This window comes from Pseudoalteromonas sp. SR43-3 (assembly GCF_014163875.1).
GTDB classification, from domain to species: domain Bacteria; phylum Pseudomonadota; class Gammaproteobacteria; order Enterobacterales; family Alteromonadaceae; genus Pseudoalteromonas; species Pseudoalteromonas distincta.
This window is the reverse complement of the sequence record NZ_JACJEC010000005.1, coordinates 171967-195124: the sequence shown is the minus strand read 5'-3', so window position 1 is coordinate 195124 and position 23158 is coordinate 171967. Positions and strand designations below refer to the sequence as shown.

General features: G+C 38.3%; 18 protein-coding genes. 11 read left to right on the top strand and 7 right to left on the bottom strand.

Annotated features, from left to right (window positions below):
- Positions 1-317 precede the first annotated feature (317 nt).
- From H5088_RS08910 to H5088_RS08900, 3 genes are read left to right on the top strand one after another with little or no spacing between them, the layout of a single operon-like run.
- The gene (locus H5088_RS08910; protein WP_076923491.1) at positions 318-2750 is read left to right on the top strand and encodes a TerB N-terminal domain-containing protein; all 2433 of its coding nucleotides are present in this window, start codon (positions 318-320) and stop codon (positions 2748-2750) included.
- A 2-nt stretch (positions 2751-2752) separates the two neighbouring features.
- Positions 2753-4060, top strand: a complete 1308-nt coding sequence (locus H5088_RS08905; protein ID WP_182752700.1) for an ATP-binding protein — start codon at positions 2753-2755, stop codon at positions 4058-4060.
- Positions 4057-6246, top strand: coding sequence for a DEAD/DEAH box helicase (locus tag H5088_RS08900; protein ID WP_182752699.1), 2190 nt, complete (start codon positions 4057-4059; stop codon positions 6244-6246). Before H5088_RS08905 ends, H5088_RS08900 begins: the two co-directional genes overlap by 4 nt.
- Positions 6247-6308: 62 nt before the next feature.
- Here the strand turns inward: H5088_RS08900 and H5088_RS08895 are convergent, their stop codons facing one another.
- The 5 genes from H5088_RS08895 to H5088_RS08875 form a co-directional block, all read right to left on the bottom strand.
- A complete protein-coding gene (locus tag H5088_RS08895; RefSeq protein ID WP_182752698.1) occupies positions 6309-7673 on the bottom strand; it encodes a TniQ family protein in 1365 nt (454 codons plus the stop codon).
- On the bottom strand, positions 7666-8616 hold the full coding sequence (locus H5088_RS08890) for an ATP-binding protein (RefSeq protein WP_182752697.1): 951 nt from the start codon (positions 8614-8616) through the stop codon (positions 7666-7668). The genes H5088_RS08895 and H5088_RS08890 overlap by 8 nt, the downstream gene beginning before the upstream one ends.
- Positions 8610-10589: a DDE-type integrase/transposase/recombinase gene (locus H5088_RS08885; protein WP_182752696.1), complete on the bottom strand. Its 1980-nt coding sequence runs from the start codon at positions 10587-10589 to the stop codon at positions 8610-8612. The genes H5088_RS08890 and H5088_RS08885 overlap by 7 nt, the downstream gene beginning before the upstream one ends.
- A 5-nt stretch (positions 10590-10594) precedes the next feature.
- A complete protein-coding gene (locus H5088_RS08880; RefSeq protein ID WP_139015384.1) occupies positions 10595-11191 on the bottom strand; it encodes a hypothetical protein in 597 nt (198 codons plus the stop codon).
- Between the two features lie 597 nt (positions 11192-11788).
- The gene (locus H5088_RS08875) at positions 11789-12349 is read right to left on the bottom strand and encodes an HD domain-containing protein (protein ID WP_182752695.1); all 561 of its coding nucleotides are present in this window, start codon (positions 12347-12349) and stop codon (positions 11789-11791) included.
- A 100-nt stretch (positions 12350-12449) separates the two neighbouring features.
- Between H5088_RS08875 and H5088_RS08870 the strand changes: the two genes are divergently transcribed.
- A complete protein-coding gene (locus H5088_RS08870; protein WP_182752694.1) occupies positions 12450-13403 on the top strand; it encodes a GlxA family transcriptional regulator in 954 nt (317 codons plus the stop codon).
- A gap of 316 nt (positions 13404-13719) precedes the next feature.
- Here the strand turns inward: H5088_RS08870 and H5088_RS08865 are convergent, their stop codons facing one another.
- Entirely contained in the window at positions 13720-14613 is an 894-nt protein-coding gene (locus H5088_RS08865) for a LysR family transcriptional regulator (RefSeq protein ID WP_182752693.1), read from the bottom strand.
- A gap of 101 nt (positions 14614-14714) precedes the next feature.
- On the opposite strand from H5088_RS08865, the gene H5088_RS08860 reads away from it, so the two are divergent.
- The 7 genes from H5088_RS08860 to H5088_RS08835 all read left to right on the top strand — a co-directional run bounded on the left by H5088_RS08860 (position 14715) and on the right by H5088_RS08835 (position 20107).
- Positions 14715-15707, top strand: a complete 993-nt coding sequence (locus tag H5088_RS08860; protein WP_182752692.1) for a zinc-binding dehydrogenase — start codon at positions 14715-14717, stop codon at positions 15705-15707.
- Between the two features lie 61 nt (positions 15708-15768).
- A complete protein-coding gene (locus H5088_RS08855; protein WP_182715752.1) occupies positions 15769-16059 on the top strand; it encodes a putative quinol monooxygenase in 291 nt (96 codons plus the stop codon).
- A 113-nt stretch (positions 16060-16172) separates the two neighbouring features.
- The gene (locus tag H5088_RS20495; RefSeq protein ID WP_404936290.1) at positions 16173-16493 is read left to right on the top strand and encodes a VOC family protein; all 321 of its coding nucleotides are present in this window, start codon (positions 16173-16175) and stop codon (positions 16491-16493) included.
- Between the two features lie 40 nt (positions 16494-16533).
- A complete protein-coding gene (locus H5088_RS08850; RefSeq protein WP_220488856.1) occupies positions 16534-17271 on the top strand; it encodes a type 1 glutamine amidotransferase domain-containing protein in 738 nt (245 codons plus the stop codon).
- Between the two features lie 73 nt (positions 17272-17344).
- The gene (locus H5088_RS08845; protein WP_089349248.1) at positions 17345-17929 is read left to right on the top strand and encodes an NAD(P)H-dependent oxidoreductase; all 585 of its coding nucleotides are present in this window, start codon (positions 17345-17347) and stop codon (positions 17927-17929) included.
- 496 nt (positions 17930-18425) lie between these two features.
- Positions 18426-19139 carry a fatty acid metabolism transcriptional regulator FadR gene (fadR, locus tag H5088_RS08840; RefSeq protein ID WP_024606190.1) on the top strand — a complete coding sequence of 238 codons (714 nt, stop codon included), beginning with the start codon at positions 18426-18428 and terminating at the stop codon, positions 19137-19139.
- A gap of 362 nt (positions 19140-19501) precedes the next feature.
- The gene (locus H5088_RS08835; RefSeq protein ID WP_007378637.1) at positions 19502-20107 is read left to right on the top strand and encodes a peroxiredoxin; all 606 of its coding nucleotides are present in this window, start codon (positions 19502-19504) and stop codon (positions 20105-20107) included.
- A gap of 87 nt (positions 20108-20194) precedes the next feature.
- Here the strand turns inward: H5088_RS08835 and H5088_RS08830 are convergent, their stop codons facing one another.
- Positions 20195-22786 carry a TonB-dependent receptor gene (locus H5088_RS08830; protein WP_182732703.1) on the bottom strand — a complete coding sequence of 864 codons (2592 nt, stop codon included), beginning with the start codon at positions 22784-22786 and terminating at the stop codon, positions 20195-20197.
- Between the last annotated feature and the right edge of the window lie 372 nt (positions 22787-23158).

The window sequence follows — 23158 nt, the reverse complement described above, 5'->3', positions numbered from 1 at the left end:
AACGTGAGATTTTTTTTAAATATACACGTATAAGTTGAGATTTTTTTAGACGATATAGCGGTGACCTAATGTGCGTTCAGTTACTAATTATGAACCAAGCCCATGTTAGTTTCATATTTCGCAAACTTAACATCCTATAGGGATGTTCGAGGAACCTTATACAAAAGAGGTTTCATTAAAGACAATTTTTTTGATTAAGAATAATTGAAACTACTTAGCAGCAGTATTATACATTTCTGAATTTATTAGTGGTATGTTAGTAGCATATGGAGTTTTAAATACCAAAATGGTACCAACCATTTTTAAAGGGATATTACATGGAATTCATTTTTATAATCGCAGTTGTTATATTGATAATTTGGTTAATTACCAGTCCACGCTCAAATTCAAATAAAGCAAAATCTGGATCACTAGGTAATCCAAGCCCGAACATAAAAGACACTCTTGATAAGTCAGCCTCTAAGTCTTCTATATCTGATCTTCCAAATGACGAAAGCAGCCCAATAAAGTCTATTAAAATTAATAATGCATCAGTAAGTGTTGAGCTACACAAACAAACAAATGAATTAACAACTTCAAAGCAGCTTAGTCCAAAACCTCGCATCACTGTTGTTAATACACCTCCCACAATTATAGAGCGTGCCGATAGTTCTAGAAATTCTGAAGACGATTTAGCCACATTTAATATTTTTGAGAGTAATGTATCTGAAGACACCTATATCAATAAGGGTAAACAAGCTCAATGGTTAAGCAAGGGTCAAGAAGTTACTATTCACAGTCGAAAGTTAAAAGGGTTTCTGTACGTAGGTGGGGTGATGGAATCATTGGTTGGTTATCGCTCTGAACCAGCATTAATTTGTGCAGACTTACCAGTAATATCACCACGGACTAATTCAAACGAATTCCCAACTGATGAATCTTTAGGCTACTGGCCAAGCTACGGTTTATTATCTAAAGAGTCTAGAGGTGCCTACCTTGATTGGTTAGCAACCGATAGAAGTGCGGGCAACACCCCAATAGGCTTTGTATTTTTGTACTTTTACGGATTTGAAAGATTTGTTGTTGAGAATGGTCAAGATAATAAAATTGAAGAGGAACAATTTGAAGATATTTTTGATGAAGTACTTCGTTTACATAAAGTGTTTGCTTCAAATCGCTCTTTTGCTGGTTATTCAGCAAATCTCTTAGAGTTTATGTATTTAGTTAAACCTAAATTATTTGAATGTAGAAAGCATAAATTACCAAAGACACGTCATTCACTACTTTTTAAATTACGTCTTTCAGAGCAAATCGTTGCTACAGAAAGAGTGAGTGATGAGTTAGCACTTGAGTGGATTAAAAATACAGACCAATACAATTTAAAAACCGCAGCTAGGCGCTGCGATATAGAGTTTGATTCACTTTTTAAACTTTACTACAAGCAAAAATTCCCAGAGGGAATGCAAGTGAAGCCCAATAAAACCAAATTAAACGCAGAGTACTTTGCCGCCAGCGGTGGTATCCCTAGTATTAAAATTTTACTCGACGGTTTGCCTGATCCGAGCATATTAAAAGCACCTATAAAAAAGCTTATTCCAATAGCAGATAAAGTCACTGAGGAGCTAGCTAGTTATAGCCGTTATTTAGCTAAGGCTGATACAAGCAAAGATGATTTAGCTGCATTAATGCTGTTGCCTCGTGTCATTGCTAGCAGTCAACCGTCACCATTAATCGAAAAGTTTAAAGCGTGGGCTAAGGCCATCATTTTAGAAAATGATGGGGTAACAGATGTATCTGAATTTTGGTTGCAAACAGGCTTACCAACACCGAAAGCGATAAATAAAAAAGAAGGTGAGCTCATTTATAACTTAGCGAACTTTGCTGATATTGGTATTGCGCCTGACTTACGTTACCACCATACAAAACCCAAATTAGATGGCAAACTTGTACTATTTACTCCAGGGCATGAGGAAGAATTCGTCCCTAGTCATGCGTTTAACCAAGTGGGTGTCGCACTGCGTTTAGGTGCTATGGTTGCAAATATAGATGGGGTTGTGGATGAATCAGAAAGTTCTGAGCTAGAAAAGCTAATTGCTCATGATGAAAAATTAACGGATATAGAAAAGCGATCTCTAAAGGCTTATCTTACATGGCGACTAGTTACACCATCGGATAATACGGGTTTAAAAAATAGACTTAATAATTTAGGTGTAAAAGAAATAGAATTTGTGAAAAGGTTTATTCTGTCTATTGCGCTAGCAGATGGCAATGTCGATAACAGAGAAGTAAAGCAAATCGAAAAACTCTACACAAATTTAGGACTGGATAAAGAGTCTGTTACGAGTGATATTCATCAGCTTACTACAAGTAGTCACCAGCCAGCGCCACGTAGTCAAAGCTCATCAGAGTTTAGCTTAGATGAAACAATATTAGCCCTTCATGAAAGCCAAACAACAGAAGCTAAAAACATGCTGGAACAGATCTTTACCTCAGATGAAGATGAAAGCGATTATATTGAAGTCCCAGAGCTGACAAACGAAGTTGATGGATTAGATCAGGCTCATAGTCAGTTGTTTGAAAAGCTATGCGCTAAAGCGCAATGGGGTCGCGAAGAGGTAGCCCAAATGTGTAGTGAGCTAAAATTAATGGTCGATGGTGCTATAGAAACCATTAATGACTGGTCATTTGATTTAGTGGATGCACCAGTAATTGATGACGACGGTGATATATACATTGATGAAGAAATAGTCAAAGAGATAAGGGAGTTATAACAATGGCAGCAAAAAAAATTAGATCAAAAGAGCGCGATGCAATTATACAGTCTCTTAAATCGGGTGTTACCCCAAAAGTCGGCATACAGCATATACAAGTAGGTCGTGGTAATGAGCTTAAAGCGCTCATTAAAGATATCGACAGAGTGACAGAGGGCGGCTCTGCTTTTCGGTTAATTATTGGCGAATACGGCTCAGGTAAAACATTCTTTTTAAGTGTTGTAAGAGCGATCGCATTAGAGCGAAAGTTAGTTACTGTTAATGCAGATTTATCTCCCGATCGTCGTATTCATGCATCATCTGGACAAGCCAGAAACTTGTATTCTGAGTTAATGAGAAACATGTCTACTCGTAATAAGCCTGATGGTAATGCATTGACCAGTGTGGTTGAAAAGTTTATTACCGAGGCACGAAAAGAAGCAGATAATACAAGCAAAGAAATAACCACAGTGATTCACGAAAGGCTCGCGTCTCTCTCTGAGCTTGTAGGTGGTTACGACTTTGCAAAAGTTATAGAAGCATACTGGACTGGCCATGAAACAGATAACGAGCAACTTAAGAACAACGCTGTAAAATGGTTAAGAGCAGAATATGCAACAAAAACAGATGCTCGCAAAGATCTTGGTATAAGAAGTATTATCTCAGATGCTTCGTTTTATGACTCTCTAAAGCTTATGAGTTTATTTGTAAGGCAAGCTGGCTACGAAGGGTTATTAGTTAACCTCGATGAAATGGTAAATTTATACAAACTCAATAGCACCCAAGCACGATTATCAAATTACGAGCAAATTCTTAGAATACTCAACGACTGCTTACAAGGATCGGCTGAGTACTTAGGGTTTTTACTCGGTGGTACACCCGAGTTTTTACTTGATCCAAGAAAAGGGTTATATAGCTATGAGGCGCTGCAATCTCGCCTAGCTGGCAACACATTTGCAAAACAAGCCGGTGTTATTGATTACTCATCCCCTGCATTACACTTGGCAAGTTTAACGCCAGAAGAGTTATTTATACTACTTAAAAACCTTAGACATGTTTTTGCATCAGGCGATGAATCGTTATATTTAGTACCTGACGAGTCCCTCAAAGCATTTTTAGTCCATTGCAGTAAAACAATTGGAGACGCTTACTTCAGAACGCCAAGGAATACGATCAAAGCGTTTTTAGATATGCTTGCCGTGATTGATCAAAATCCAAATATTTCGTGGGACAGCTTAATAAAAAATGTTGATATTGCAGAGGAAAAACCTTCCGATGTAGAGCTAGACACTGAATCTGAAGACGATGAGCTAGCTGACTTCAAATTATGATTGACGCACACGAAAAGCTCGATTTGCGCATTCAGCAGTGGATTTTTAAACAAGGCTGGGATCGGCTCAGAGAGATTCAATGTTTAGCAATTGACCCTATCCTATCAGGCAATACTGATGTGCTTATTAGTGCCTCTACTGCCGCAGGTAAAACCGAAGCATTTTTTTTACCTGCAATAAGTAGTATCGCAGATGAAGTAAGTGGTGTGGGCATTTTATATATCAGCCCACTAAAGGCGTTAATAAACGATCAAGACCGAAGGCTAGAAAGCTTGTCAGATTTGTTAAACATACAAGTTACACCTTGGCATGGTGATAGTCCTCAAAGTCGAAAAAATAAGCTGAAACGAAATCCATCAGGCATTATGTTAATAACGCCAGAGTCCCTAGAGTCATTATTAATAAGAGACAGTGGCTGGGTAAAGTCTGCTTTTCAGAATTTAAAGCACATAGTTATAGACGAATTTCACGCATTTATTGGCACAGAGCGAGGCCATCACTTGTTGAGCTTACTGCACCGCTTAGAACACCTTGTAGGCCGTATAAACTCACCAATACCCAGAACGGCTTTAAGTGCCACTTTAGGTAACTTAGAAAGTGTCCCAGCATCTTTAAGACCTAATAAATCACTGTCTTGTAAAATAATAAAGCAAACGCAGTCTTCATCATCGTTAAAAATGCAAGTGAAGGGATATATTGAGAGCGCTGTTGTGGCAGATGAGACGGTTACTGCGGAGCAAACCGTATGTAACGATTTATATGGTCTTTGCCGTGGTGGAAACCACCTAGTGTTTGCAAATAGCAGAAGTCGCACCGAAAGTATTGCGACCACTCTTGCAGAGATGTGTGAGAGCAACACTGTGCCTAACGAGTTTTTTCCACATCACGGCTCGTTAGCCAAAGAAATGCGAGAATCACTTGAGGCTCGGCTTCAGCAAGATCAAATTCCCACGACAGCAGTGTGTACTATGACTTTGGAGTTAGGCATTGATATAGGCAAGGTTAACTCTGTCGTGCAAGTTACTGCGCCGCATTCTATTGCAAGTTTACGGCAGCGCATGGGTCGTTCAGGTAGGCGTGGTGGCGCTAGTATTTTGCGAATGCTGATAACTGAGGCTGACCTTACAGAAAAATCGAGTATTGTAGATAAACTGCGGCTTGAATTGGTTCAATCGCTAGCGATGATACGGTTATTGGTTGCAAGTAAATGGTATGAACCAGCAGACACTTCGCTCTATCACTTTTCAACATTACTTCATCAGGTTTTAGCTCTCATCGCGCAATGGGGGGGGATAAGAGCAGATCAAATCTACGTATTACTTTGTAAAGACGGGCCATTCCAACAAGTTACTGTTACTCATTTTAAAGATTTGCTATTTTACATGGGTAAGGTAGATCTTATTACCCAGTTAGGAAGTGGTGAACTGGTTTTAGGTTTTATGGGTGAAAAAGTAACAAATCATTATACGTTTTATGCCGTCTTTAAAACTCCTGAAGAATTTAGAATTGTAACGGGTAGTAAAACACTAGGGACATTACCCGTAGATAGCCTTATTTTAGAGGGCCAACATATTGTATTTGCGGGTAAACGTTGGGTGGTTGAGCTAGTCGATACAGACAAAAAATTGATTTCAGTACAGCATGCAAAAGGAGGGAAACCACCTAAATTTGGTGGTTCAGGGATGGCTGTACATGATGTAGTGAGACAAGAAATGCTTAAAATTCTGAAAGAAAGTGACTACAGAGTTCAAGTTGGTGAACAAAGAATTGAATTTGGTGATGCAGTTGCCCAAGCACTTTTTAAAGAGGGGGCTGACTTTTTTAAAACTGCAAAACTTGAAAGTACATATTTCTTACAGCATGGCAATACAGCCGTTGTTTTGCCTTGGGCCGGTGATAAAGTTGTAAATACACTTGTTGCAGTACTTATACACAAAGGGTTTGGAGCGGGTGCATTTGCAGGAATTATAGAAGTTGAGAATACCTTAATTGATCATGTTATCGGGGCTCTTAAAAGCTTTCGAGATGATAAAACCATATCAGCAATTGATTTAGCTGATGCTATTGCAGAAAAAACTATAGATAAGTTTGATGAGTATTTACCTCAAGAAATTCTTGCACAAGGGTATGCTGCAAGAACTTTTGATGTTGAGAAAGCACAGGTATTAGTTAAAGAATTACTCTAAGACAGTAGAAAGCTATTAATAGCAACCTCTTAGATTATTTGTAAAACAATGCACCCCCCTCTTCACAGAGGGAGGTTGAGTTGTCTGTTATTATGAAGCTCCTGCCACTTCTTCAGTTCAATTAGCTTTAAAGTTGAGTTATCTGCTTTCCAGTCAGAGGATTTGATTAATCCGCTACTAATTGCATTTTTGATGGTGTTGGGTGATATTTTGGCAATTTTTGCACATGTATCAATACTGACTGTTCTGGCTTTAGACGATTCCAAATGACGTTCGCCTACTTTTATCAACTCATCGCGGCTAAAGTAAATTGAATCAAGGAGGCTGCTGTTACCTTGATAGTAAAATGGCAAATCCTTCAAAAATATTGCTAATAAGAGATCTGATTTTTCCATCAAGTATTGCTCGACAAATTTTGTAGCTTCCATGAAATCGACTTCATTTATGACTTCAGGGGTTGATTTAGTTATCAGCTCTTCGATTAAGTGCTTGGCATCAATTAAACCATCGACTTGATAGCGGTTTGTATTGCTGAATCGTAGAATTTTTTTGTACCACAGAGGCTTTAAATCAGCTGCGTTTAGCCCAAGACAAGATGCGAGTATCCTTATTTCCAAAGGTTTGCTAGTGGAAGTAAGCTGGAGAGAAGGTTTTCTACTATCGATTTGAGCGCGCTTTATCAAGTTCCAATCTCTGTGTATATGACATGATAAGGAATAAAGCTCAGGATATGCCAAGTTTTTAGGATAACCAGCTGGCAGCCCTTTGCTAGATATTTTTGCTAGCCAATGCACTAATGCTTCATTATTAGTTAACAAGTCAATTCCTGCGGTTAGGATTTTTGGTATGTCTTTATAATTAAAATAGGCTTTTCTTTTAAGCTCTGAAATTTCAAGAACGTACAAACCTGCAATAATACAGTCTTCTATATTACCGGTTGTGAGCCTTTTAATCTTTTCATCCACCGAAAGCTGAAGAAGTTTTCTTCCACAATATTCATTGCTGCAATACCCTTGAAGTAAACTTGCGTTAAATTCCAGTTCGTGTTCGCAGTGAGGGCATACATCAATAAGCATGACCTGGTGCTTTGCACAGTGCGTATATCTTGGGTCTTGCCAATTATCTCTATGAATAGGGTTTTCATTCAAGCATTTTAGACATGCTCTAGCGTGGAGAATTCGAGCACTGGAACAGACTTTTGGAAAAGGGCTCCCCTCCGTTTCTGAAAATGAAATAGGGCGTTGTATGAGTGAGCTGATATTGTTGATATCAGCTTTTTTTAGATTATTGCGAATTGCTAAGTTAAATACTTTCTTATTAACAATGTCTTCTGGTTTCATAAAACCATTTCGCATTGCAAGACGAAGAATGTAGCCAGCCTGGCTTTCTCCAACGAAAGGCCTAACTCGAATTGGTAACCTAGCCATGTGTGAACGTTTCCTTTAACTTGCGATCTAAATCTTCAATATTTCGTTCAGTTTGCTGTGCATTAATCATGTCAGCATTAAACGGGTTGTCTTCGCTATTTCTGATAGCAAATTTATACGCTTCTTCAAATGCTCTTATGTACTGAGCTGTATTCTTGTAATCAGCGGGTAACATCTGTGCATAAAGCTTATTAAGGAGCCCATGCATGCCATTTGTTGCAATATAAATGCGGTTGAGTAAGTCTTTATGTGACTGAGCCGTTAGCCTATTAAAGCCATATTTAAGTTGATAAAAATTAACCATGTTTATCCAAGCTAGGCACTGGCTTGGACAGGGACTAAGTTGATGTGGGGCTAGAAAACGACGGCTTAATTGCTCTTCTTTATCTCCACCTTTGTAGGCGAGTTCGATAATTCTTTTAGCCAATGGCGTTCCCATTAAAATTACAGGGATGCTAGCTTTGTCTACTAGACCTGCAAATTGTTTTGCCATTTGCTGAGCTCTGATACCGTCTGTATCAGGTAAGCACTCTTGAACCTCATCAATAATAATAAGCTCAACACTTTGTTCATTGAGTAGATGTAACAAACGTTCAAGTGCAGTATAAGGCCTTTCTTTGCTGTTCATTACAGTGCACCCTAAAGCCATTAAAATTTGATGAAGCAAGTCAGTTGGAGTTGATGTTGCACCTAACTTAACGTAAAGCACTGGAATAATATTTTTTTCTTCTAACTCAGATTGAGGGAATTGTTGGGTATACGTCTTAGCCAAATATGATTTGCCAACACCAGAAACCCCCGTCAATAAGCCTGAGTAGTTTCTATTCTGATGAATCTTGCTAATGTATTCCCATGCTTCCGTTGTAGACGAATGGCAATGGAATGTGCCACTTTGCGGTACATATAACGAACTTGGTGATGTATTAAGAGTAGTGCTTACCATTTTTCATAACCTTCCTTGTTTCTGAAGTGAGAGTCATCCTGATTCTCTTGTGAGAGATCCGTACCTAGTAACGGATCTGTGCGTTTAGATTGGCGTTCATGGGGAGAGCTATTAGATTGCTTAATGATATCTTTAGTAGATCGATCATCTATTAAGTTTTGCTCCATATTTTGCGTTTGCTTGCCATTACGTATTTTTCGACGTTTACGTTTTATAAGCTCAGCTTCGCCACAATATATTGAGCGACGAATAGGTGTACTGTGATTCATGTTGGCGACCTCAAATGAAATTGCCACCTGTTCATCAACCAAATCGATGTTGTAAGCAATGATTTTTGTAACATGAGTGTCGCCAGGCAATGTGACCGCAAGGGTTACAGACCTGCAATCTTGTGTATCATACAATACCGATACTTTAGGGTTTTTCCCTGAAGCTTTGCCGGTTTTAAGCTGCCAATATAGGTTTTGAACCTCTTCACCATAAAAGTCCTGTTTGTTGAATCTGAATTTACCAGTCTCGTTTAAGGTAGTCTCCCCCTGAAAAACATGGAAACTGGTTTTTAGATGTTCATAGTGGCACGGAATCAATGGGTACTCTAGGCAAGAGGCTTCCCATACTTCCTGGGGAGTTTTGCCATTGAGTTCATTGTGTGGCTGATTTACATAATGCACTAAAAAATCGTGGAGATTCTGAACGAAGCTATCTACCGTCATGGCGGCAGCTTGTTTTAGCGTTTCATCTGTAGGGTTCCTGTTAGTGTTTTTCCCTTCATAACGCTTACCTTTGTATCCAGGCACGCCATGCACGATTTTATTGCCAACTTTAAGCTCAGCGCTTTCTAAAAACTCACTTCGGATCGTTTTATTAAATGATTCTACAAAAGGTTTTTTGTAGGGCTGATTGCTTGGCGCGTAAATCAGTTCACACTTCAATGATTCAGCTGTTTTTGCAAATGTTTCATTATTGAACCCCGGACCATTATCGCAAATTATTCTGATAGGTATGCCAAATGCATCGAGTTGTTTACTCGCGGGTATAACAATATTGCGAAGTAAGTTAACGCCACCGATAGCCTTTTCGGCTTCACCAAACTCCACAGTGACTGCAATCGGGTAGCGAGAATGACAATCAATGGCAATATATAAAGCGACTTTTCCAGTAACTTCTCCAGTAGTATCATCAATTAGGCGAAGATTAAGCGCTAATCTATCTGCTTCTATACGCGTAAGTACTCGATCCGTTTTGATGCGAGTTTTGTATGTTCTCATTAGCTTATTGACTTCAGCTCTGTTGCCCGACGCTTCGGCACGGTCTAGATCGTTGAAGCTGTGATGGTGCTTTCTAAATTTTTCTCTACTTACGATGGTAATGGTAGGGTCATTCATCTCGTTGACCCAATTCTCATACTTTGCATGTCCTACAGCAATACTTGGAGTTATTTTTCCCATCATGAACTTTTCGTAACCCTCCCACATGATTTGTTCAGAGCGAGAGTCTGTTGTATTTCTCTTAGACTTTCGTTTTGGGAGAGAGTCAATATGACTAAACCCAGCGTCTTTAAACCTCTTCCACCACCTTGATAAGCTTGATTGGCTTGGATGCTTTACCTTAACAACTGTCCCTGGTTTGCTATTTATTGTTTGCTGCTCTTCCACTTCAGCTATAACTCGTTTATAAATTGATAACGTGGTCATATGTGCGTTTTCTTCTTCAAAAATCTTTTTCATTAAAGAAAGGTAAGGTGCTTGCTTTTCTTTTATTAGTTTTTGGAATGGATCTAATGCTGAATGAGGTGAATTAGGGGTAACTGGTATCAAATAAGTTTTTAAGGCAAATGCAAACTCATTACGAGTAAAAGTTTGCAGCTCCTTGGTTTTAATATCTCTAGTAACTACGTTTAATTGATCGCAAAGCAAGATATCGAATTTACGATCTTTATCATCTAATAGTTGAGAATAAGGAAGTATATTCATCGAGCTTAATTTCTCAATTGAGTGCTGTCAGAAAGCTTTACAGTATTGTCAAACCCGATGTGTGAGTGAGCGAGTAGAGCAAAAGGAACAAATGGGCTAATGCCAATAGATTCAGCTTGTTTCCTCAAATCACCAAAAGTAGTTGGGAATGAATTAACTAAAGGTAATAATTTATGAACTTCGCTCGGTTCTGTTCTTAGGTAGGGGTAAAGTGTTTTAAAGTTGCCAATAGTAATTGGGTTTAAATCCTTTTCAGTGACAATACGAACAGGGCGCCCAGTTAAGCGCTCAATATACTGCGCCTTTTCAGTAAACTTGTTTATAAAAGTTTTAGAATGCACGTACTTGTATGGATGCGGGTCAAAGTAAATACTAGAACCATTTTGAAGCTCAACTAATACATCGGGCGTATAGCGACCTGCCGGCGTATCCGCACTCTCTGGTTGGGTTGTATAGGCAGACACTCTTTCGTCAAATTCGAGCCAATACAAAAAGTCTAGCTCTAATGTTGATTCAACCCAAACATGGCAATTGTTCTTTAAACTGTAAAAGTAGTCTACGGGCCTATCTCGCCTGATCCTACGAAGTGTTCGCTGTTGCATAAAATTCTCCAAACATCCTGTTTATAGCTGCGTCATTCCTTGTGATTGATGAGCAAGTCATCATTTGAATATGCATACTTGAGACTAGCTAAGTTAATCTGTTTAATTTCCGTATTGCACTCAATCTTCATTAACGATCATAGCAGATAATTTCCAGATGGATTTCGTTGGTATGAAATAAAATCAAATAAAACAATGCTTTAAATAATATAACCAAGCAGTAAACAAAGATGAATAAGCACTTTCTTTGATAAATCAGCTAACTAGTCTAAATGATGAGAAATTTTTGATGTTGATAATTTTTTTGAGAAACTTGTTGTATTCGAATATAGGTATCTACAGTATTAACATTTCCACTTCTAGTACCTTTGCGAAGTTCGGCTGTGAGTGATGAAGAGACGGTCACGATAACTTTATGTAATTAGTTTTATTCTGCAAAGCCGGCTATCGTCTAACTCGTATTTGCCCCAAAACGAGTTAACGTAAATACTCTATAGGTCAGCTTTGAGCGATCAGCAGTCAGTCGTATTTTTTACACTGTATGACTTCTTCAAGCTCATTGGTGCCGTTTATATTAAAAAAAACTCTGCATGAACATTATTTTTTATAAATATTTTTAAAGCGCATCATGGGTACAGGATTGAGCGGATTACGACCAAGTTGCACCAAAGTAAATCGCATTAATATTTTATGAAATCCAGCATTGGGTATTGCATTGCGTACCTTCTTGATAAAAGCCTTATCGACACCGCTTTTAACCAGACCCAATGAAAAATCAACTAAATCAGCTTTTCTAAATACTTCTGCTAACTTTTCATACGGTCCTTTATAAGCAAAGAGTAAATGATGCATATCAATGATGATTTGAATTTCTTCTTTCCAACCATCTAAAGCTTCCTGTTCAAGATATTGATGACAGTCTTGATACGATGGAACTAAATAGTCCACCCTGTCATGTGTCCATAATGCAATATCATGAAAGGCCGCAGCAATTTGTATTTTTTTACTGTCTTCCATTGTAATTTCTGGCATTAAATAATGGCAAAAATTTAGCATTCGGGTGACATGGTTACGATAACCATTAAAGTCACTTTTTATTACATGCTTATACGTTTCTAAAATCTCATCTACAAGTGGATAGCTCATTACAACGTTCATTGTTATACCTCTATTAATTCTATGAGGTAAGTTTAAATACTTTCAATTATGCTTATAATGGTTGAAATGACACATAACATTACTTTTAGGCCAATCTAGTATGATCAACGTAGTAATAGTGGTTTACAATGAAGTTAGCATGTTTCATTTATCTGTTCCTACGGCTATTTTCAATGATGCTGTATTAAACAATGATAAATTATTTGACGTAAAAGTCTGTGCAGAGCAGAAAGGAAAATTAAGTTTCGCTAATGGTCTTAGTTTCATTGTTGAAGAGGATTTTTCAATTATCCAACATGCTGATATCGTTATTTTCCCTAGTTGGAAGCCTGAAGTTCCACTAAATACAAGGCTCATCAAACTTATAACAAATCTCTCTAGAAATAATAAAATGATAGTAGGTTTATGTTTAGGTGCTTATGCCCTTGGTTATTCAGGTTTGTTAGATGAGAAGCGAGCAACAACTCATTGGAAAATGGGCGAAGATTTTCCACTAAAGTTTCCTCAGGTTCATTTTGAAAGTAACCAACTATATATAGTACAGGACAATATTATTACCTCTGCTGGCAGCGCCGCTGCGATAGACTGTTGTTTATATATCGTTAAATATTTTTATGGCATAAAGAAAGCAAACCGAATAGCGAGGGTGATGGTTTCATCACCTGAAAGGGATGGTGGTCAAAACCAATACATAGAGCAACCAACCATTGAACGAGCGAGTGATGAGCGCTTGGCTAAATTAATAGATTACGTCCAGACTAACTTAACAGATGATTACTCAATAGAATGGGTAGCTTCATATTGTGCTATGAGTATTCGAAGCTTTAGTCGCTATTTTAAAGCTAACCAAGGAATAAGTTTCAAACTATGGCTGAATAATTTGCGTCTAAATCGTAGCCAAGAGTTACTTGAGTCAACGGCCCTGTCTATTACCCATATATCAGAACAGGCAGGGTTTAGCTCAGAACAAATATTTCGTAAACACTTTAAGCAGCGATTTGATACAACACCTAATGCTTGGCGAAATTTGTTTAGAAGTAAAAACAGTGAGTGACTGACCTCTTATTAGGAATGTTTTATAAGAAGTATTGTCATTTTATTATAAGCCTTTAATGACCACTTTGGTGGCATTTGCGTCCATCAGTATAGACTTAAATTCAAATACTGAATGTCCGCAAATGGCACATAGCCCCCTTCGGCTAAAAAGCATTTTATCCAGTAAACACATACCCCAAAACACTATAAAGTGTAATTATTAGATGTAATTTATATCTTGCTCTTTTTTAAAGTTTGGTAAATGGCTCTAGGTGGAGTTAGCCAATGTGCTACCAGATGAAGTTAACAGTAGTGAAAACCCTAACAATTTAAGTCTATTTTGAAAGGGGATTGCTTTTTATCCATTCTTTCAAGTGGTCAATGAAGTTCCTAACTATCATCGATTGGTTTTTCCTAGACGGATATAATAGGTTAATTGAAATTGATGGGTCACACTCCCAATCTTCTAAAATAACCTTTAAGCGCCCTTTTTCAACATGTTCTTTAATATGCCAATCAGACAAGAGTGCAATACCATGATCTAATTCCACCATACCCAAAACGCTATCCCCTAAGCTAGAAGAAAAGCTGGGGTTTAACTTAACTGTTTTTCGTTCACTTTCTCTAATGAATGACCAGTTAGTTTCATTCCCAACGGTTAATAAACTATGATCAGTTAAATATTCAGGTGATTGTGGTGCTCCTTTTTTTTCTAAATAACTCGGCGTTGCACATAAGACTCTCTTTGTATCAGATAGCTTTTGACCAATTAATGATGAATCTCGCGAAGGGCCATGTCTAATCGCCAAATCAACACCTTGTTCTGTTAAATTAACTAAACTATCTGTAGAAATGATTTCAATATTAACTTGCGGGTAACTTTCTAAAAAGCTGCTAATCACAGGTAATAGATAGCTTTGTGTAAAAGAAGCTGACGCAGTTATTTTTATTTTTCCTTTTAACGTATTAGTTGGGTCGAGGTCATGTTCAATCTCATCGCTAATACTTAAAAGTCTTTGCGCATGGTTATATAGCTTCTCACCCGTAAATGTCGGACTAAGGGTCCGTGTTGTTCTATAAAATAATTTAGCACTCAGCCTGTTTTCGAGCGCTATCAACCTTTTACTCACTGCTGCAGCCGTTAGGTTGTGAGCATCAGCAGCCATTCGAATAGATTTAAGTTCAAAAATCGTACTGAATATCTTTAGTTCTTCTATTGAATCGATCAAATTATCAACCTTTTGGAATTAATCATTAAACTTTTAGTGTGTTTTTGGTTGTTAATTATGTTGATAACATCACTTTCGTCAATAACAAAGAGGAAATTATTATGAAAGCAATAGCTATTAATGGTCATGGTGACGTTAATGTTTTACATGAAATCGAAGTTCATGCGCCAAAACCAAAATGCGGTCACGTCGTAATAGATGTAAAAGCGACAAGTGTTAACCCTGTTGATACTAAAATCCGTCAAGGCAGTGAAGGAACTGCTGGTATGACTTATCCAGCAATCCTTCACATGGATGTATCGGGCGTAATCAGTGAAGTAGGTGAAGGTGTAACTAACTTTAAAATTGGTGATGAAGTATACGGTTGTGTCGGCGGTATCGTTGGCATTCCGGGTACTCTTGCAGATAAGGTTGAAGCTGACGCTGTATTATTAGCACATAAACCTAAAACGCTTAGCTTTGGTGAGGCGGCTAGCTTGCCTTTAGTAGCAATTACAGCATGGGAAGCAATTATTGGTCGAGCTGAAATCCAGCCGAGCGATAGAGTGTTGGTTCATGGTGGTACAGGTGGCGTAGGCCACATTGGTCTTCAGCTTGCAAAAGCACTAGGTGCACATGTTACAACGACTGTTGCAGATGAAGCTCGCGCAGAAATTGCAAAACAATTAGGCGCAGATGAAACGGTTCTATTCCCTACAGAAGAGCCAAAGGAATATGTTGAACGACTAACCAATGGTCAAGGCTTCGATACGGTATTTGATACAGTGGGCGGGCCCGTTTTACAAAACTCATTAATCGCTGCAAAACTGAAGGGGCATGTTATCTCTACTATTGGTTATGCTGATTATAACTTAACTGAAATGCACTTTAAGGCTCTAAGGTTAGACCTAGTATTTATGGCGATTTCAATTATTCATAACATCGATAGAGAGACTCACGGTGACATTCTAAGCCGACTTGCTGGGCTTGTAGATAAAGGTCAAGTTAAACCGCTTATCGATAGTGTTTTCCCTTTAACTTTACAAGGAGTTAAAGATGCTCACACTCGTCTAGAGTCAGGGTTAGCCACAGGTAAAATCGTAATCGAGCGTTAAATTTCTGTTATTTAATTAAAGGCTGTGTAAGCAGCCTTATAAACCAAGATAAAGGTTAAAAATGGACAATGAAGTAATGATTGTTGTAGATATTCTATGCGAAACACAACATTACCGCACCGTATTAAATGCAATTTATGAATGTGCGAGTGACAGTATTCTTGAAGATGGATGCGAGCGTTATGATGTTTTCCCTGATGTTAATGGGTCACAAAGAATCACATTAATTGAAATGTGGCGTGACATAGATACTTTAGAGCAACATAAGACACTGTCGCATTATCTTCAATTACAAACGTCTTTAGAAGGTAGAGTGCTATCAGTCGTTATTAAAACAGCTCGTGTGTTTTAAGGCTTGTGATAAATGAAATATCACCGCATATCAGATATTAAAACATCACTAAGATTTTGCTATGAGGGTCTTGGGTTAAAAGTTCTAAAAAGGAAAGACTACTTTGGAGCAAAATTTTCTCTTATCTTTTAGCTGCACAAGGTGATGAAAGCGCTCAAATTGAACTTACTTATAACTTGGAGCCTGAGTATCTAAATACAGGAAGAAACCTCGGTCATATAGCCTACAGAGTTGAAAATATATACGAGACATGCGCTCACTTACAGGAACTAGGCATTGAAGTAAATCGATTTCCTCAAGACGGTCAAATGGTTTTTTTACGCTCTGCGGATAATATTTCCGTCGAGTTGTTACATGTGGTGAGCCGCTACCAAAAACTGAGACTTGAGCTTCAATGCCTAACAATGAAAGTTTGTAGCATATTTTACAAGTAACCGACAAATCGGTTGGTTTAATTTATATGAGAAAGATAGTATGAAATTTCTATTATTATTCATGACACTAGTTTTCGCGGCTCCAAGTTTTGCTGCGGATAAAATCCTTTTCGTACTGACTAGCCACAATAAAATGGGTTCGTTAGATATGAAAACTGGCTTTTGGTTAGGTGAGTTAACACATCCTTATTACGTCCTTGCTGATGCAGGCTTTGAAGTTGATGTTGCTAGTATTGATGGTGGAATGGCCCCAATAGACCCTAAAAGTCTAGATTTTTCAGATGAAAACAATGCTAGGTTTATAAATGATAAAAAGCTCATGGCTTCAATTATAAATACTAAAGCGATTGAAGATGTAAACAGTGAAGATTATCAAGCAGTAGTTTATGTAGGCGGTCACGGTACCATGTGGGACTTCTCGAACAATGAACGTATCAATAAATTAACTGTTTCAATATATGAGCGAGGCGGTATTGTAAGCGCGATTTGTCATGGCCCAGCAGCTCTTACAGACGTAAAGCTTAGTAACGGACAATACCTCGTTAAAGGAAAAAAATTAGCTGTATTTACTAACGAGGAAGAGTCAAATGTAGGGCTAACAGAAGTTGTTCCTTTCTCACTACAGGATACATTAATGTCCAAAGGTGCAAAGCACATTTATGGTGCTCCATGGACGGTAAACGTTGTGAATGATAGGCGAGTTATTACTGGTCAAAACCCGCAATCAGCTCGTAAAGTAGGCGAAGAGATTCTAACTGGATTAAAAGGCATCAAATAGGCATTTAATGTCAGACACTTATCAATTCAAGGTTTTTAAGTGAATTTCAATAAAGAATGGGTAGTAGTACATAGTGAAAAATATCTTAATTTTAAATGGCGGTAAATGTTTCGCTCACTCTAAAGGTGAGCTTAACAATTCGCTCACAGCCTTTGCTGAAAACTTCTTTGTACAAAGTAACTGTAATGTTCGTAACACAACTATTGATAAAGGATATGATGTCGATGAAGAAATTTCTAAATGGCTGTGGGCTGACTTGGTAATCTTTCAGATGCCCGCATGGTGGATGGGGCCTCCTTGGACTGTGAAAAAGTACATGGATGAGGTGTTTACCAAAGGGCACGGTAAGTTATATGAAAGCGACGGTAGGTCTAGAAGTGATATTTCAAAGCAGTATGGATCTGGAGGCTTACTTCACGGTAAAAAATACATGCTTTCTGTCACGTGGAATGCCCCAGTAAATGCGTTCATTGATAGTGAGCAGTTTTTTGAGGGGACTGGGGTAGATGGTGTGTATTTACCCGTGCATAAAGCAAATCAGTTTTTAGGAATGAAGCCACTAGAAACTTTTATTTGTAGCGATGTTATGAAAAATCCCCAAGTAAAAGTCGATATGGAGCGATATAAACTACATTTGGGTGCAGCACTTAAGATCTGATTTAGCATTGTTAAGTATTTTTAAGTAGCTCTACTCTACGGACCTTATGCCTCATAAAAACACCTTGTTCTTACTTACATGGTGTTTTACCTAGATAGTCAGCTGATTACAGCTCTGTTGAAGGTTACCAATGGCCGCCCAATAACTTTCAGAAAGAGTAAAAGAAGATTTTGCTTTAAAAAAACTAGGGGTGTAAGCGAGTGCTATGTGAACGCCCGGAAATGGCACTCAGCTGACGTTAGGTATTTACACATAGCTGCCCTTGATATACGTGTGATTATAATTTTTATATATATGGACTGTGCGTTCAATTAAAAGCCAATTCTGATCTTTTTACCAAGCCAAAAATCTCACGCTGTGCAACAATCTCACCTTTGATATGTATGATCACTTTATTAATATATATTACTTTACTTGTTAGTTGTGCTTCGTCTGGTACAATCAGTCAGTTATTCGTGTAAAACGATGAGTGTTGATTAATTCGAGTGGGAACTGGATGAGAATTTTTAAAGCGAAAAGCCCAGCAGGATTTGCTGAAGAATATATAGTTGAGTCCATTTGGAACGGCGATTTCCCTCCAGGTTCAATTTTACCTGCCGAGCGAGAACTTTCAGAGTTAATTGGTGTTACAAGAACAACCTTGAGAGAAGTATTACAGCGTTTAGCACGTGATGGTTGGCTAACAATTCAGCATGGTAAACCCACAAAAGTAAATAACTTTTGGGAAACGTCTGGCTTAAACATTCTTGAAACATTAGCGCGCTTAGATGAAGACAAGATGCCAGAGCTGACAGATCAGCTTTTATCTGCACGTACTAATATTAGTGCTATTTATACACGTGCTGCAATTAAGTTAAATCCTGAACGCGTGATTGAAATTTTATCACAAAGCCATGAGCTAGAAGACACCGCTCAAGCATTTGCTGACTATGATTATAAAGTGCATCACGAATTAGCCGTTGCGGGTAATAACCGTATTTATGTATTAATACTTAATGGTTTTAGAGGCTTTTATTCAAAGATTGGTTGTCATTACTTCTCTGATGCTGGAACTCGTGAACTTGCTCGTCAGTTTTATAAAGATTTAACCATTTTGGCAGAAAAGAAAGAGCATGATGGTGCTATTTCTATGATGCGTAAATACGGTCATCAAACGGGTGAGATTTGGCAAAAAATCCGTGGTGATATGCCCTCAGATATAATGGACTAAGTCTAAGCGAGAAACCTGCATTTGCAGGTTTTTTTATATCTGTAAAATTTAGCGCCACCGTATATGAAATTCTAAAAAGTTTAATGCATAAACCACTTCGATATTTTTAAAATTTCTACTTAGTTACAACGCAACTTACACTTTAAATTAGACCTATTATTTAAGCATATTAGCGCAAGTTGCAAGTGTTCGTTATTTTCGATTGCTCACATCGTTAAATGCGATTGTTCTTTTGTAGTGAATAACTTTAGAATGCCAATTAATTATATGTATGCGCTATTGGTTTTTAATTTTTAGCGCCCATATAAGTACCAGCATTGCGAAAGCAATTGAAAACAAACTCAAAATATTTGGAGAATAAAATGGGTGTATTAGTAGGCCGCCAGGCACCAGACTTTACCGCTGCAGCTGTTCTTGGTAACGGTGAAATTGTAGATAGCTATAACCTTCATGAAACAATTAAAGGTAAAAAAGCAGTTATCTTCTTTTACCCACTAGATTTCACGTTTGTATGTCCTTCTGAACTTATTGCATTTGATAAGCGTTTTGAAGAGTTTCAAAAGCGTGGCGTAGAAGTAATTGGTGTTTCTATCGATTCACAATTCTCACATAACGCATGGCGTAACACTGCTGTAGCAGACGGCGGTATTGGTAAAGTTCAATACGCACTAGTTGCAGACGTTAAACACGAAATTTGTAAAGCATACGACGTTGAGCATCCAGAAGCGGGTGTTGCGTTCCGTGGTTCTTTCTTAATTGATGAAGAAGGTAACGTACGTCACCAAGTAGTGAACGATTTACCACTAGGTCGTAACATAGACGAAATGCTTCGCATGGTTGACGCGCTAGCGTTCCACACTGAGCACGGTGAAGTATGTCCTGCTGGTTGGACTGAAGGTAAAAAAGGTATGGACGCAAGCCCTGAAGGCGTTGCTAAGTTCTTATCTGAAAACGAAGGCGAGCTATAATTTAGCCCTTAGTTTTAAATAAAAAAACCGCCAATTGGCGGTTTTTTTATTTGTAGCGTTAGCTCACTTTAAAATAAGCTCGCAAAGTTAAAACGAGAAGCTAACTTTAGTATAGAAGTATCGGCCTCTAGGATTGTGTACACCTGAAGCATAACCGTATAGATCAGCATCGCCATCACCAATTGCAAATGGTGGCTCTTCATCAAATAAATTATTTACACCTAGCGATACTTTAGTTGAGTCAGTAACACGATAAGATGTTTGTAAATCTACCAATGTTTGCGAATCAACCATACGTGATGTATTGCTATCAAAGTCTAAATTACCGTCAAAATCAATATCTGGGGTATCTTCAAACTCACCTACATAACTGATGTTTACGTTTGTATTAAACTCGCCAATTTCCCAGTTTGTAGAGAAAATCCAGCGGTGCTCTGGATAGCCATACTCACCGGTGTAATCGCGGCCATCTTTTTCAAATTTATCTTGGTATGCCCATTCTAAATTAAATTTCAATAAACCTAAGTCATCAAGTGAGTGATTGTAGTTAGCTGAAACATCAACCCCAGATACTTCTTGCGAAGAAACGTTTTCAAATGTGCTGTAAATTTTTTGAATTGTTCCTAAGCTATCGCCACCTGTAGGTGTTAAGCGCACACATACAGTACTATCTTGGTTATTACACTCAGAGTTATAAATTGGACCAAACTCTTGCTCATCAATTTTGTTATCTTGAGTGATGCTCCACACATCGACACTCAAACCAAACTCAGCAGAAGGCGCCCAAATAAAGCCGACATTCCATGATTCTGATTCTTCAGCTTCAAGGTCAGGGTTACCAGCAAATTCAATGTTGTAATCAAGTGCATCACAATCAAGGCCTGTTGCCTCACATCGGTATGTATCTACAAAGAATTGGCTTTCTTGAGATGGACCCAAACCAACTTGTGCCAAAGAAGGCGCTCTAAAGCCTTGTGCCCAAGAGCCACGCACTGTGATTTCATCAGTGGGCGCCCAGCGAAGAGCTACTTTAGGGTTTGTTGTTGTACCGAAGTCACTGTAGTCATCGTAACGGCCGGCAAGTTGTAGCTCTAAATTATCAGCAAGAGGGATAGAAAACTCGACATAGGCTGCGTATTGTTCACGATCTGCAGATGCAGATACAGACTCTGTGCCAAATATTAAACCACGTTGAAATTGATCATCTGGAATGTCATTAACGTCTTCTTCACGGTACTCAATACCTGCAGCCATCATTACTACATCATCGCCAAAACTAAATGCTTCGCCTGTAATGTTTGCATCAAAGGAAGTCATGTGAGACTCACCACGACGCACTAAGCTTGTTGTAATACGATCAATTACAGCAGGGTCGTTGTATGTGCCACCAAATGGATTGTAGTTTCCTGCATCAATTTCTTGTTGTAAGAAATCAGTACGCACCCAACCTTGTGTTCTATCACCTGTTTGAAGAGATTTACTTCGGCCTTTTTGTACAGCGGTTTCCCAACTCCAGTCATTAAACTCACCTCTAAGCCCTGCAACAAAGCGAAGAGTATCTGATTCAATATCCCATTGGCGTGCGCCAGCATCAACTGTACGGTAACGACCAATTTGAATGTCTTCACCAAATGGATTGTTAGGGTGGCTAGCTGGGACAGTTAAGCCTGCATCTTCATCAAGTGGAGTAGGGGCTCCGGCCGCAACAGACGTATTGTGCTGTACTGCCATTTCTAAAAAGCCCGTAATGCCATTATCAAAGTTATATTCAAATTGAGAAATAGCACCCACGCGTTCAGACGCTGGTGCGATATAACCGTAAGGGCCGTAATCAAATAAACAACTGCCGCTTGAAGTTGCATTTTCAGCAGGACAAGCCGGATCAATTGTTTTAACACCGTCTACATAAAAATATCCAGGGAAGCCACGAGATGAGCGAAAATCTTCACCACCATAAGGTGATTGATTTGCTGTACCTAAGCTGCCCATTTCATCAGAAGAAAGAGATGTATTTTTAAAGTAATCGATAATAACTGACGCGCTACTTTTCTCGCTAGTAGTACCCCATACTAAACTTGCTGTTGTTTCTTCATAATTGGGACCATCAGTACCACCGTAGCCCAAATTAACTTCAACACCGTCAATGTCTTTTTTCAAGATTACGTTTACCACACCCGCCACTGCGTCTGAGCCGTAGATAGCTGAAGCACCATCTTTTAGTATATCGATTCGCTCAATGGCAGAAACTGGGATACTGTTAATATCTACAAATGAGTTTGTGATACCTTCGGCAAATGCACTAATAGATACACGACGGCCATTGATTAGTACGAGCGTAGCATCAGCACCTAAGCCACGTAAACTAACAGCAGCAGACCCATTTGCAGTTGAATCTTGGTTGTTACCACGTGTTGAGAAAGTACCGCTACCCGCGACAGGCATTCTTTCGAGGAGTTGTTGTAGGTTGTCATAACCCATGTTCTCAATATCAGCTCTTGCGATTGATTGAACCGGAGAAGGTCCTTCGATATCTGAACGTTTGATTCGTGAGCCAGTTACTTCAATGCGCTCTACTTTGTTAGCTTCTTCAGCAGCGTAAGTTGTTGTTGTAAAACCTGCTGAAAGTGCGATTGTAGCACCTGCAATTAAGCTAGGTGTAAATGCAGTTGATTGCTTCATCCTTAAGTCCTTGTTGATATGTTATAAATTTAGTTGCTCTATACCAATCCTTTTTAAACTGTTAAATAAATCCCATATTTAAGCGGATTGATATAACAAGCGACGACATTAATATCATGTAACTTAAGTGTTAGCAATTAGACTGAAATGTGATTTTAGTATGGTTTTTTGTGTGTTTTTGGATGATTTTAAAACAGATGTTATGCGCTGAAGAAGGTTGAAATAGGCGCATATGCTTTATTTTGGAAATAACAAATACAGCCTAAATGCGAGTAATAATTAAATTAATTAATTCACAATAAAATTGTAATAAATTATTTACATGTATATTCTGAATGAATAGTAATCTTGTTGTATATTAATAAAACAAAT